This is a genomic window from Stenotrophomonas sp. YJH_SMC_57 (genome assembly GCF_059369755.1).
The window spans coordinates 358,236-371,543 of sequence record NZ_JCAFSZ010000002.1; the positions used below are offsets into that span (position 1 = coordinate 358,236).

12 protein-coding genes are annotated in these 13,308 nt (G+C 62.0%); 8 read left to right on the forward strand and 4 right to left on the reverse strand.

Features of this window, described 5'->3' with window-relative positions:
- Complete coding sequence (locus AC5P7U_RS03625) at positions 1–4,014, forward strand: RHS repeat domain-containing protein (RefSeq protein WP_495220794.1); 4,014 nt, start codon at positions 1–3, stop codon at positions 4,012–4,014.
- Between the two features lie 29 nt (positions 4,015–4,043).
- Positions 4,044–4,268 carry a hypothetical protein gene (locus AC5P7U_RS03630; protein ID WP_197562831.1) on the forward strand — a complete coding sequence of 75 codons (225 nt, stop codon included), beginning with the start codon at positions 4,044–4,046 and terminating at the stop codon, positions 4,266–4,268.
- A 527-nt stretch (positions 4,269–4,795) separates the two neighbouring features.
- Here AC5P7U_RS03630 and AC5P7U_RS03635 read toward each other — a convergent pair.
- Positions 4,796–5,461, reverse strand: coding sequence for a hypothetical protein (locus AC5P7U_RS03635; RefSeq protein ID WP_197562829.1), 666 nt, complete (start codon positions 5,459–5,461; stop codon positions 4,796–4,798).
- A gap of 217 nt (positions 5,462–5,678) precedes the next feature.
- On the opposite strand from AC5P7U_RS03635, the gene AC5P7U_RS03640 reads away from it, so the two are divergent.
- The 3 genes from AC5P7U_RS03640 (at position 5,679) to AC5P7U_RS03650 (ending at position 7,509) form a co-directional block, all read left to right on the forward strand.
- Positions 5,679–6,032 (forward strand): hypothetical protein, encoded by a 354-nt coding sequence (locus tag AC5P7U_RS03640; RefSeq protein WP_308307849.1) that lies wholly within the window; start codon positions 5,679–5,681, stop codon positions 6,030–6,032.
- 52 nt (positions 6,033–6,084) lie between these two features.
- The gene (locus AC5P7U_RS03645; protein WP_308307850.1) at positions 6,085–6,474 is read left to right on the forward strand and encodes a hypothetical protein; all 390 of its coding nucleotides are present in this window, start codon (positions 6,085–6,087) and stop codon (positions 6,472–6,474) included.
- Positions 6,475–7,083: 609 nt separating this feature from the next.
- Positions 7,084–7,509 carry a hypothetical protein gene (locus AC5P7U_RS03650; protein WP_197562826.1) on the forward strand — a complete coding sequence of 142 codons (426 nt, stop codon included), beginning with the start codon at positions 7,084–7,086 and terminating at the stop codon, positions 7,507–7,509.
- A 146-nt stretch (positions 7,510–7,655) separates the two neighbouring features.
- On the opposite strand, the gene AC5P7U_RS03655 is transcribed toward AC5P7U_RS03650, so the two are convergent.
- Entirely contained in the window at positions 7,656–8,117 is a 462-nt protein-coding gene (locus AC5P7U_RS03655) for a DUF6265 family protein (RefSeq protein ID WP_197562824.1), read from the reverse strand.
- Between the two features lie 89 nt (positions 8,118–8,206).
- Here AC5P7U_RS03655 and AC5P7U_RS03660 point away from each other — a divergent pair, with 89 nt between their 5' ends.
- Positions 8,207–9,055, forward strand: a complete 849-nt coding sequence (locus AC5P7U_RS03660; RefSeq protein WP_006445282.1) for a helix-turn-helix domain-containing protein — start codon at positions 8,207–8,209, stop codon at positions 9,053–9,055.
- 39 nt (positions 9,056–9,094) lie between these two features.
- Here AC5P7U_RS03660 and AC5P7U_RS03665 read toward each other — a convergent pair whose 3' ends face one another.
- Positions 9,095–9,736, reverse strand: a complete 642-nt coding sequence (locus AC5P7U_RS03665; RefSeq protein WP_197562822.1) for a hypothetical protein — start codon at positions 9,734–9,736, stop codon at positions 9,095–9,097.
- Between the two features lie 195 nt (positions 9,737–9,931).
- Positions 9,932–10,411 carry a GNAT family N-acetyltransferase gene (locus AC5P7U_RS03670; RefSeq protein WP_006445280.1) on the reverse strand — a complete coding sequence of 160 codons (480 nt, stop codon included), beginning with the start codon at positions 10,409–10,411 and terminating at the stop codon, positions 9,932–9,934.
- A 133-nt stretch (positions 10,412–10,544) separates the two neighbouring features.
- Between AC5P7U_RS03670 and AC5P7U_RS03675 the strand changes: the two genes are divergently transcribed.
- Positions 10,545–12,740 (forward strand): AsmA family protein, encoded by a 2,196-nt coding sequence (locus AC5P7U_RS03675; RefSeq protein ID WP_006445279.1) that lies wholly within the window; start codon positions 10,545–10,547, stop codon positions 12,738–12,740.
- A gap of 72 nt (positions 12,741–12,812) precedes the next feature.
- Positions 12,813–13,298, forward strand: coding sequence for a TspO/MBR family protein (locus AC5P7U_RS03680; RefSeq protein ID WP_197562820.1), 486 nt, complete (start codon positions 12,813–12,815; stop codon positions 13,296–13,298).
- The last annotated feature ends 10 nt before the right edge of the window (positions 13,299–13,308 follow it).

Consider the following 13,308-nt stretch of genomic DNA (forward strand, 5'->3'; position numbering starts at 1 on the left):
ATGGCATTCGTGAACACTGAAAAACTGCGCATGGCCGCGGCGGTTCTGCTGGGGCTGATGATCATCTTCGTGTGCCAGGTGGCACACGCTGACGCTTGGATTGAACTTACTGGGCCAGCCCAAATCTCCTACACGGCACCAGCAACCTATCAGTTGCAGCTCAAAAGTGGCGTCACAAGCACTGGCCCCAAAGCGGAGTATCTGGAAGACATACAGCTCACGCGCAATAGCCAAGTGATCTCCCGACTTCCGAACGGGACCTATACCGAGAACGGCCTGTCGGCGGGCACGTATCAGTATGTCTACAAGGCATTTGGCGTGCGCAACTTCAATGGCAATGAGTCTTACAGACAGCTGATCTCACCCACGATCACGGTCACGGTGGCGGCACCGCCAACCCCTTTTGACGGCGCGGAGTACGTTTCCGCAAGCTGGCCTAATTCGGCCGATAGAGGAACCCCGTTCAGCGGTACTGTCACCTTCCGGAACACGGGCAACACAACGTGGCGAGCAGGGGAAGGCTATCGACTGGGTCAGGCCGAGCGCTACGTTTCCGGCGCCACGAAACTCGGAATTGCCGAGGTTGCTGTACCCCACGACGTGGCTCCGGGTGGCACAGCAACGTTTGCGTTCAGCGGAGTAGCGGCCAGTGAAAACGGACCGACAACGCTCCAATGGCAAATGAACCGGAATGGTGCTCGCTTCGGTAGCACTAGCAGCGAGCAGATCTTTGAGACGACCGGAAGGCTCAATCGCGGCGTCATGTATGAGCAGGAGGTCCCGACCAGCATGGAGACCGGGCGGACCTATCGAGTCAAGCTGAAGTTCACCAACACGGGCAACACGACGTGGTCGGCGTCGGCGGGCTATGCATTGGGGTCCTGGAATCCCAATGACAATGTCCGCTGGGGTAGGGCGCGGGTTCCAATGCCGAATGACGTCAGTCCACAGCTGCCTGCGTTCTTTGAATTCGACGTGGTAGCTCCTTCATTGCCAGGTGTCTACAGCTTCCAATGGCGGTTGCTGGAAGAGGGCAAAGAATGGTTTGGTCGCGAAAGCGACAATGTCCAGGTCACGGTCAGCGGGCCGCCGTCCAAGGTAATCGGCAACATCGATGGTGTCACCAGCGACGGTCAGATTCGAGGCTGGGCGTGCTCGACGGGCATTGATTCGTCGATTGACATTCATGCCTACACAGGTGGAGCCGCCGGCAGTGGTGGGACGATCTTCCTGACCGGCAAGGCCGACTTGGCGAGTGAGCCGGCCGTGGCTGCGTCCTGCAACGCGGGAGGCAATCACCGCTTCTCGCTTCCAATGAGCAACGAGCAACGCCGCCAGCGTGCCGGACAACCGATCTACATCCATGGAATATCCCCCGTTGGACAACCCAACAACACCATTGACGGCTCCGGATCAGTTGTAGTGCCTGAAGCGCCCAGTGGCACGCTTTCCGCAACTCCCGCCACGTGCCAGATTGCATCGGATGCCCAGACCTGCAACATCACCTTGGTCTGGTCGGCCACGGATTCGCGCGCAGAGCTAAAGCGTGATGGCGGCTCGGTGGTAGGCAGTGGAGCCAGCGGCTCCGTTGTTGTGCCAATCGGTGCCGGAATGAGCCGCTTTACGCTCTCGGTCGCCGGCGACGCGGTTGCCACGGCAGTCGTCACCGCCAAGGCCGCTCCTGTCGTGCCCGTCAATCCAGACAATCCGGCCCCGACGGTTGCCCGGAGATACGTCTACGACGACAACCTCCGGCTATGCAAGGTCATCGAGCCAGAAACCGGGGCGACTGTGCTTGGCTACGATGCGGCCGGAAACATTGCTTGGAGTGCAACAGGACTCGACTTGCCCAGCCTGACGGCATGTGATCGTGAGTCACCCCAGATCGGTGCTCGTCGCATATCCCGCAGCTACGATTCCAGCAATCGCCTCCAGGCTGTTGTCTACCCTGATGGCCTGGGTGATCAGCAACTGGAATACACCCCTACTGGCCAGCTGAAGAGCGAACGGGTATTCAATCAGGACCGGGTGCCAGTGGTGACTACTCGCACCTACAACTCACTCGGGGCGGTGGCCAGTCAGAGCCGTGTCGTGGGCAATGCGGGCGTGAGAACCTTGGCCTTCGGCTACGACTCGCTGGGACAGCACATCCGTACCGACTATCCCGATGGCTACTCCGTCCGGCAATTCGTGAACGCCTTGGGTCAGCCGGTGCGGTTGCAGGACGGCAGTGGTGCGGTGCTCGCCAGCAACATCATCTATGCTCCCAGCGGCGAAGCCATCGCGCTTACCTACGGCAATGGCATCGTTCGTAGTGTGACTGAGAACGCGCGCCAACTGACCGGTCGCATCGTCGACGGTGGTGTGGTCGATCTGAACTACAGCTATGACGCGGCGGGAAATATCACCCAGATCCGCGATGGAGTGCGCGGTGATTCTGGGACAATCAGCCTGGACTACGATCGCCTCGATCGACTGGTTCAAGCCGGCGCTCCAACCTATGGGGGCAATGGGCAGTACACGTTCGGCTATGACACGCTGGACAACATCGTCTCGATGCGACTGCCCGGCAAGCGCGAGCGCACGTTCCACTACGACGCCCGCAATCGTCTGGAGCTGTTGCGCGATCCAAGTGGCAATGGCGTGTCTGGCTTCTCCTATGACAGCGCCGGCAACCTGGCGGCGCGCAACGGCCAGAAGCTCACCTACGACATGGGCGGTCAGCTGCGTTCCGTGGGAGGGGCGCAGAAATACTACTATGACGGAGCAGGACTCCGTGCCTACGCATCAGCATCAGCTTCGTCGCCATCAGAGAGCCCACCCGGATTGGGCGAGCCCCCCATCACCGAGACCCATGGTTGGGATAACTCCATCCCAGGACGCAGAGGCAGTGAATTGGCTCTCTTGGCAGGTGATCTGGACCGCACCTGGCACTACTTGGTGGGCGGGGAACTGATCGAATCCACCCAGGACGGGGAAACTTCCGACTACGTCTACCTCGGCAAGCGGCTGCTGGCGATTCGTACCAACTCTTCCGCCGGTACAAAGCTCACTTACCTGCATCATGACGCGCTCAATAGCTTGGCGGCCACGAGCGGTGCCAATGGAGCGGTACTCACGCGCCACTTCTGGTCGCCGTATGGCGAGGTCGATGCGGTACCTTCTGCAAGTATTCCCGGCTACTCCGGTCATCTTGCAGATTCCGATACCGGGTTGGTCTACATGGGATTGCGTTACTACGATCCACAGTTGGCAAGATTCGTCTCTCCCGATCCATTGGCGGCCAGCACCTCCGGCGGGCCGAATTTCAACCGCTATCGGTACGCCAGCAACAACCCGTTCCGGTTCTCAGACCCGACTGGGGCGTGCGATCAGATGACCGGGTCTCATATCTGCAATGGCAGTGGTTTCGCGGGAGCCAACCTTAGTGGTGCGCCCCAAACGCCGGGCGGAGTACCCAAGCACAACCCCAACGCGACGGCCCCTGCGGAGGCAGTCAAGGCGACCGGGTTTGATGCTTTCGCGGAGTACTTCGGTGAACGGAACTGGTTCATCGGACCAGGAAGCTTGACCGATCTCGACGCGATGTCAGAAGCAATTGTCGTCCCCCTGATGAATTCGCCAGCAGGATCAACCGCGACAGGCGGTCTCAAGCTCGCCTCTGCGATGGTCGTACTGCGCGAAGCCAATGCCGCAAGGGGCGCAGCCGGTCCGGCAAGCAGCCTAGCAAATGCAGCTCTCCTAAGGATGCAGTTGAAGGCCGAGTCAGTAGCCGGCGCACTACTGCCTTCCAAGATCATCGGTTACTCTAGGCATGGGCTGAATCAGGCGATCTCTCGCGATGGCGTGGGTGTGGCGCCGGGCGCAATACTCGATGCAGTCAGGAGCCCGCTGAGCATCACCGGACAAAGTGGCGGGCGCTTCATGATGACAGGGAAAGATGCCGTGGTGATCGTCAACCACCAAGGGAAGGTTATTACCACCTGGGCAACAAACGCAGCGGGGGTTCGATGACTAGGCGTTCTGCGAAAAACGAACAACAGATGCTGTCCTTGGCCGAAAAGGTTCTTGCCGCTCGACATGCTGCACCTGTGCTTGCAGAGCGATTGGCAGGCAGTCAAGTTACGTCGGACGACCGCAAAGCGATCATCCAAGTGATTGCGGATGAATTGTGCGAAAAGGGCTTCGATAATGAATCGGAGCCCTCTGCGTACGGGCAAGAACTTGAGCGACTGATCGACTATTTGAACAGGCCGAACCTGAAGTAGCACGTCGCACTCAACTCTCGCCATCGAAGATGTCCGCTCTATCCAGCCCGAGATCGCCAATGGCGAAACGCAAGCTCAAGGCCACCCGGTCTTCGGCGTGGTCCTCATCTGGGTATCCAGCTGATGCCCAGAATCCGAGCGCCGCCTAAACAACGGCTGGGAACAGTTACGAAATGCCAAGGGCGATCGGCTGCGCTGCCGCGAGCACTGAACCGGGGCTGTAAGGCGCCCCCCCCCCTACGGAAGCACCTCACACGCGCTGGCGAGGCGTCGGCCCCGGTACCGGTGCCGGCAGGACTGCGGCCACTGGATCGGTGTCAGGGCCAGCCATCGCCCTGGACAACCGCCGTTGGCGACGCGCCATCAATGTGGCTACGTCGATCACTATCAAAGCCCTTGAGGGCCGCTTGAGCTTTGTGGGGCAGGGCGAATCCAACTGCCAAACACAGCGCAATTCCGCCATCAGCACACCAGGGCTAGTGGCGGGTTGTCGTGGGGACATTAAGAAGGAAATTGTCGTGCAACAGTCAGCCAGCCCTGTCCCGAAGCTCTTCAGCCAATTCCTCGAACTTCGCAAAGTTGCCTTTCACGGTGCCCGCTGTTTCCGAAAGTCCGACGAGAAAAGAGTTCGAGTTCGGGTTGCAGTCATGCGTCACATCATCGTCGCCAAGGAACATGTCGGCCACCAACTGGAACTGGACTATGTTCGCCACCAGCCGCCTCAAGGCGATAGCCGACTCCCTATCCAGGATTCGATAGTCCTCGCTATCGAAAGAAAAGCTGGATGTTGCTGCAACCAAAGCACGAACGGTCCCCTTAGCTACGTAGCCCGAGCCAAAGTTGGGCTTCCCATCTTTCTCAGCCTTTCTGAAAGCACGATCTATGCGAAGGCAGGTCTTTGCCTTGTCGATCACTGCATTGATCGCTGCCTTCCGACGCTCTTCCCGCTCGCGATCCTCCTTGTCCGCACTCACGACACTGCGGCGGTGCGCCTCGGCGGTGAGTGCGAGTGCTCCCAATCCGATTACCCAAGCGCCGTAGGCAGCAGCCCAATCTGCTTTGCTCCCAGTGTCATCACCGGGAAGCTCCCAGCTCAATCCCACGCTAAACCAAACAGCCGCCGCTCCAGCGCAGAAAGCAACTGCAACGATCGCCGCGAGGGCTGGCGTCGATACCTCCATCTTCTTCCCCATACCGCTCTCCGTAGCTCATCTATGGACAGGCGAATTCTGGCATGCCCGAGCCCCAAATTGCCTTCGCCCTGTTGAGGGCCATTCTCGGGGGTGTTCTCGCTGGTGCTCACCCACAACGTGCTGGGCTACATCGTGGGCGCCGTCGTGAAGTCGGTCAGTACAGAGCGGGATTGACCACCCCAAGCTCGACGCGCTGGGGTCCGATCAACGGTATTCCGTGCGGTTCTATGCGGCCACTGGCACCGGCAAATACGAAACGGTGGGCACAGAGGTCCGCAAGTACGATCCGGCCATTTGGGAGCTCTACCACGGCCTGCAGCCGGGCATTGAGTCCAATGACGTGTACAAGGGCAACACGCGCACTCTGTGGAAGACGCTGCGCGGTCCAGCAATCCTTATGGCGCTCGCGTTGATTGTCGGCGTCGTGATGCTGGGGCGGCTCTTCATCGCAGATGGCACTACGGTGAGCGGACAAGATCAAAGGCGTTGTTGCCTCGCAGAAGGCCGCGATTCCGGCCATTGCCCACGCTCCCGGCGCTCAGCCTGCAACGGTGGTGACAAAGGTGGCTGAGCCTGCGAAGGAGAAAGAGCGCCTTCCAGCGGGCGTGCAGTACGTGCTAGACATGACTGCCAATGCCAGGGAGCGGCATGCCGGCTGGCATGGGCAGCGCGACATTGTGGAGTTTCGTGCTACAGGCGGCGGTCAGGCGCTTGATCGATTCACCACTGAGCAGTTGTGGGCGCTTGGGTGGTCGGTTACGCGTACCGAATTTGGCGTGCTACTGAGCGCCAAGGGGCACGAGATCATCGCCACGACTTGGTCCGTGGACCCGTTTGGCGAGCAGTCCGATGCTACGACCGCGCGCATAAAGGCTGCGGCGGGGTCGCCTGTGACGAGCGCAAGCGAGACACAGCCGACCACCGCCGCGGCGAACGGGAGCACCCTAATTGCAGTTGGGAAGCGCCCCTTGGGCACGTTCCCCGAATCGCCGCCTTATCCGACCAGTTTCTGAGGCGTGATGCGTCACGCAAATAGCCTGTATCGAGTACTATCCCTCAATCCAACGGGGGCGAAATGGACATTCGATCAGGCCTAGTTCTGGCTCTGCTGTTGCTGTCGGCGCCGATGCATGCGCAACAACTACACTCCGCAACCGGCCCGCAGCCGTTGCCCAGGTACACACCGCCAGCGCCGAAGGCGAACAATCTTGGTGCTGAGCCGCTCAAATGCCGGCGACACGTCGATCCGCGCATTCGGCTCTATTGCGCAGAAATTGAGCGATCCCTGATACAAGGGGAATCGCGTCGTCAAGGCACACCAACGCCATCGAGCGAGATCGTTCGCATGCCAGCCTACGGTGGCGCCGAGGCAAAGCAGCTGGGTACCGCCTGCATGGGCGGCATTGCAATGCGCCGTCTAAACAACGGCTGGGAACAGTTGCGAAATGCCAAGGGTGAATGGGTGCGTTGCCACGACCAGTAGTTAGCCGTTTTCACGAGAGTAGGGGGCTCATATGGAATCTGAGGTTGTTCTTGGCGTAGTGACTGGCGTATTGACAAGCGGCCTATCCGGTCCATGGACCGCCATTGATCTGAATGAGAGTGCTGCAATCAGATTCAGCATGGATCTCAAGCAGTCCGCACACGCCCTGCGCGGCACCTGCATGATGGAGCTCTATTCAACGGATAACGAGTTCAAGGTCATGCTTGATGTGACTGGCGACCTGTGGGAGGGCTACATCAGCCTTACTCTAAAGCCGGAAAACCGAAAGATATCCTCATACTCCGTTGCACTACTTAAGGTTGCAGGTGGCGGCATGGCGTTGGTCGGCGGCCATCTTTTCCGCAACGTCAACGATGAGAAGGTTGACGACATGATCGTGAGTTTTGTCCGTGGATCTGGCAACAGACATCACGTGATCGCTTTCAACGAAGCGGCAGCCAAACTTCAAACAGCGTACGCAAATGGTCCAGCGCGCCCCCCAGAGCTGGAGGGTGCGACACGCGATTCTGGCGAAGAAACTGACGAAAGTGGAGAGAAGCCATGACGCACGAACGCGGCCATAGCCCGATACAGTATTTCGCATAATGTATATTATGTTCAACGCCAGATCCGTGCCCAGTTGACTGGATCCCCCGGACAGCCTCCCCATAGCCAAGTCTTCCAGCCATCCGTCCCAGTCAGCGCTCCCAATCACTCCCCACAGCGCCGGTAGTCAAACGGAATCCGAAGGATCTTCCCATCATCCCCCGGCCCCGAGATGCTTGCCTTCAATGAAGCACCATCACGCCGGTACTCGATGCGATTCGGAAAATCATGCTGCGGATTCTCAAACACCACCCAGTTCTCGCCATGCTCGGCAATGACGAACGTGGTCGGCGCCACGCCATTGGGTTGCACATGCAGACCGGCCGTTTCGCCCGCCGGCACGAGCCGCATGTACTCGAATGACTCCATGCTGCCGCGGCTCAGCGTGCGGGACATCCCGAGTAACGCGCCGCCGGCTTCCGCCAGCCAGACCTCGTCCAGCCGCCGTTCGTCGGTGCCACCGCACCAATGCCCGGCCAACCAGTCGAACTCGGCCGGCGCCGCGTTGGCCGCGCCGCTCGCCAACGCCAGTCCTGCACCCAGCATCACCATCTTCGACCTCGACATGCCCTGAGCTCCTGGTTGGGTTCGCCGCAGGTTAACGGCAAGGCGCCCGGCCCGCTTGTAAAAACGCGCAGGATGGCGTCCGATGCCGCATGGACTACTTCGAGCACGCTGCCCCCGACGATCTGCGCCGGCATGTCCAATGCCTGTGGTGGCTGCGGGACGAGGCGCCCGGGAATGACGTGCAGGTCATCTACCCCGATGGCCGTTGCGAGCTGATTGCCGAGCTTGGGGTGCCGCTGCATCTACATGGGGCCGATGGTCGGATTCGCTCTGATCTGCCGTTCTGTTTTGCGGCTCAGCAATGTGGCCCGATCCGCCTGCAGGCCGTCGGCACGGTGTTCTGCGCCGGGGTGCGGCTGCAGCCGACAGCGAGCGCTCTGGTTGCTGGCCCTCGGTTGCCCGGGCTTCGCGACCAGGCGCCGGACCTTTACACACTGGATGCTGCCTTTGCCGAAGTGTTCAGCACGGCCGCCCGCGCCAGTGCGGCAAGCGGTTCGCCCGAGCCGCTCTGGCAGATCCTGCGCGAACGCTGCGCCAGCTTTGCCCTGGATGAGCGCGTTGAACAGGCGGTTGCGGCGCTGGATGCCATCGAGGGCGACCTGCGTATCGCCGAACTGGCCCGCCGGATTGGCGTCTCGTTGCGCACCCTGCAGACGCGCTTTCTGATCGCTGTGGGCATGACACCCAAAGAGTATGCCCGTGTCCGCCGACTGCAGGCGCTGTTGCGCACGTTGGATGGCGAAGCAGCCAGCATCGCCTCGGCCGCCGCGCGCCATGGTTACAGCGACCAGGCGCATGCCACGCATGACCTGCTGCGCTGGACCGGCGTCACACCCGGCAGACTGGTCCATGCACTGCGCGGCGATCGCTGCAGCCGCGATGCGTTGCAGCTGGCGGCGGCGTTTGTACGTGGAACCAGTGTCGGTCAAGCGCCATGAAACCCCTGCTCTACCAAGCCCTTGACATCGGACGACCCATTACGATCCGTTCGGGGCCCGATTGAAACCTGGCCGCGCTGTGACCTTCTGCAACTCGATGCAGCGCAGAGCGAGTGCGCTGCCACCATCGTCACCTGCCTTGATCGAACCATCGTGGGACAGCAGCACGGCTTCACGCCTCACCCGATACGCCGAATCCGAAGATGCCCGCGTTGGTTCATCCACACCCCCTTGAAGCGGGGCTCCTGGCAAGGCGGATTCGGGAATCGATCCAAGAACCGCGAGCTGAGCGCACAAGCCCGCGTAGTAGGCATAGTACTCATCCTGCCCACGGGCATCCCCGGCAATTCGACCGAGTATATGAAAGGGCTCATGCGCCACTAGATCAACAAGATTTCCCTCTCGTCTTTCTTGGTTACCGAATGCCGCCACCGCCAACGCAAGGTGCGCCGATCGATATCCGAAACTCCACCTGCTCACGGAAATGGATTGCCCTTCAGGCACGATGATGACCGAATAGCGGGTACCGCGCTTGGGGAACCATCGCTCCGCTTCGGTGGCGGGGGCGTCTATGTTCCGGCAGGTTCTTTCAACATCTGGCTCGACGCCCGGGTAGATCTCAAGTTGGATGCTGTGTGTGACAGACTCGCATACCTTGATCTCAGGGGGGGGCGGACGCAAGATTCGATCCAGGTAGATAGCTCTCACTGCGCAGGTAGATCCAGCCTGCCAGAAGGGTCGAGCTGACCGATGTGTAGCCTGCGGATGAGACCTGCGGTGGCATGCTCTTTGGCTGCAGGGCACAGGCGCCCATGAAAGTGCAGAGTGCGAAGACGCAGGATGTTCGCAAGATCATGCTCGCTCTACTCCAGGCCGCTACAGAAACCGGTGCATCACAAACACGTCCACCAGCCCCAGCGTTCGATGCCGGAATGCCTCCGGTAGCGTTCCAACCACGGCAAACCCCAGCTTCCGGTACAACGCGACGGCCGGCGCATTGGTGCTGACCACGTAATTGAACTGCATGGCCAGGAAGCCTTCCGCCCTCGCCCGGTCCAGGCTGTGCTCCACCAGCGCCCGGCCAATGCCGCGCCCCTGCACTGTCGGGTCGACCACGTAGGTGGCGCTGGCCACGTGCGCCCCCCGATCGGGGAAATTGGCGCCCATCCTGTACATTCCGACTACGTGGTCTTGCAGAAGCGCCACATAGGCCGGCTGCAGCCCGAACCAGTGGCCCTGGAAGGTGCTGGCCTCGAAGGTGCCGGCGAACGGTAGCGCATCCTCGGTCGCAATGGCGGCCCTGAAGATGGCCCACATGGCGTCGAAGTCTCCCGCAGTGGCAGCCCGGATTTCCATGCGATTCCTCGCGGTTCGGCGTAGTGGCCAAGGCGGACACTAGCAGAAACAAACCACGCGGCCGCGGCTGCTTCACGTACCGCCGCCATCGGTTCCGCAATAGTTGACGAAATTCCGGCCTGCAGAGCAGTACATGCCCCCTACTTCCGCGCGCATCCCGCACCGTTTTCGCCGAGGGCGCATTGCGGGCTATGTCCTGCTGGGCATCTACGCGCTCTACCTGCTGGCGGGCAACATCTTCCTCAACACGCCGCTGTTCGACCAGGTCACCAACCGCAAGCCGCACAAGTTCGTGATGACCACCGGCCCGGCCATCACGCTGTTGCCCGGCCATGTGATTGCCTGGAACGTGCACATGCGCGGCCACGTCAATCACACCGTCTACGTGCTGCACGCCGAGCGCGCCAGCGCCCGGTTGGCGGTGTTTCCCCTGTTCAAGCGGGAAGTCCGGGTGCCCCGGCTGCAGGCCACCGGGGTCTCCGCCGAAATCAGCCGCGTCGAGGAAGCCATTCCGCCCCCTCCCCGTAGCGATCAGGGCTGGACCCTGCGCTTCGATGCCATCCACAGCGACAGCATCCGCAGCGCTCGGTTCGGCAAGCTGTTGATCATCGGCAAGGGCCAGGGCACGGTCGGGTTCCTCAAACAGCTACGCGGCGGCCCGTCCGAACTGTTCGATTCGAAGGTCTCGTTCAGTAAAGCAGACACCAGCTATGACGGTGTGCAGCTGCTGGGCGACATGAACCTGACCGCGCGCTTCAGCTATCCACGCCACTACCGCGACCAGGCGCCCGGGCTGGCCAAGCTGAAGATCCTGCATGCCCAGCTGGACGTGGATGCACGCAGCCAGGGCCTGCGCATGGACACCGATGCACAGCAGCCGCGCATTTCCAGCGCGCCGGTGCCCGGCCGCCTGCAGCTGGCCGCCCACCTGATCGACGGCCAGCTGCAGCCCGGCGATCGCGCGCTCTGGCAGGTTCCGCTCTATCTGGGCGATGGCGCGCCCGATCGTGGCCTGCTCGCCCTGCAGCTCGATGTGGCCAACGACCTGCGCCTGCAGGCGCGCCTGCCGCCTCGGCCGGGCTCGGGCAGCGAAGTCGATGCGGACATCCACATCACCGGGCGTGAGATCCCGTTCCAGGCTCCAGCGCAGCTGCTGGAGCGCAGTTCCGGCACCGTGCGCGGCGAATGGACCTTCACTTCGCTCAACTGGATCCCTGCGCTGTTCGTGCGCAAGCCGTGGCTGCAGCTGGATGGCGGCGGCACGCTGAAGGCCGACCTGCGCCTGCGCCATGGCGAGCTGATCGAAGGCAGCACCGTGGACATTCCCTCAGCGGCCGCCGTGGCCGAAGTTGCCGGCGTGCGCCTGGCCGGCACCGCCAGCGCGCATGGCGAATTGAAGGCCGGCACGCCCAATCAGGCACAGCTGGCGATCCGGCTGCCCCGTTTCAGTGCACGCCCCAGCGATGCCAAGGACGTGCGCCTGTTCGATGGTCGCGACCTGGCCGTGGACCTGACCGGCGACGGCCGCCTGCAGGAACTGCGCAAGGGTGTACGCGCCCGGCTGCGTTTCAACGAAGCCACCATTCCGGATCTGGCCGCCTACAACCGCTATCTCGGCTCATCGCAGCTGCGCCTGCTGCGTGGCACTGGCAGCCTCAGTGGCGATGCCACGCTCGACACCGATGGCCGCGTTGGCCATGGCACGGCGCGCCTGCTGGGTCGCAATGCCAGCGCCAAGGTCGCAGGCCTGGACATGGGCGGCGACGTGGACGTGAACGCAACCCTGCGCCGCGGCGACTTCAACCAGCGCCACTTCGACCTGTCCGGCACCACCGTCGAACTGCGCAATGTGCAGGTGGCCGGCACCGAGTCCAGCAGCGCATGGAAAGGCCGTGCTGCGTTCAAGCAGGGCCGCATCGACGCGCAGTCCCCGTTCCAGGTGGACGCCACCACCGACCTGACCCTGAGTGATGCACGCCCCCTGCTGGCGGTGTTCGCCTCGCGCACCGACTACCCGCGCTGGACCTTGTCGCTGCTGGATTCCGGCCAGGTCGATGCGCAGGCCAGGCTGCGCTGGCGGCCGGGCCACCTGATCATCGACGGTCTGCAGGCCGAGAATGATCGCCTCTCGGTGCGCGCACGCCTGGATCTGCTGGAGCAGCGCAAGCGTGGCGACCTGTATCTGCGCTGGGGGCTGCTGGGTGCTGGTATCGAGCTCGATGGGGACAAGCGCCAGTGGCACCTCGCCAAGGCGCGCGAATGGTTCGACCAGCGCCCTTCCCTGCTGCCTACAAGCCAGGGCGGGAGCGCCGCGGGCACTTCAGACTGATCGCCGCCGGCCTGCATCCATTTGCCGCCTCCGTTCGTATGAGGGGGCATAGGCATCATGGAGTTGTACGCAATGAAGCGGAGTTCACAGGCACTGGGTCTTCTGGGATGGTTCGCGGTTACCTTTGCGGCGGCCGCATTGGGCGCGTGGGCCTCCACGTCCGCTGCCAGCTTCTACGCCAGCCTCACCCTGCCGGCCTGGGCACCGCCTGCCGGTGTATTTGGGCCGGTCTGGACCTTGCTCTACGCAATGATGGCGGTTGCCGCCTGGCTGGTCTGGCGGGAGCGCGGCTGGCGCGGTGCGCGTCCGGCGCTGACACTCTATCTAGTGCAGCTCGCGGTCAACGCCTTGTGGAGCTGGCTGTTCTTCGGCTGGAAGCTGGGCTCACTCGCCTTCGCTGACATCCTTGTACTGATCGTGCTGGTTTGCGCGACGATCTTCGGCTTCCTGCGCATCCAGCGGGCCGCCGCAGTACTGTTGCTGCCGTACCTTGCTTGGATCTCGTTCGCCTCGGCGCTCAATTTCGCCGTGTGGCGCGCCAACCCCGGGGTATTGTGAAGCACCCATC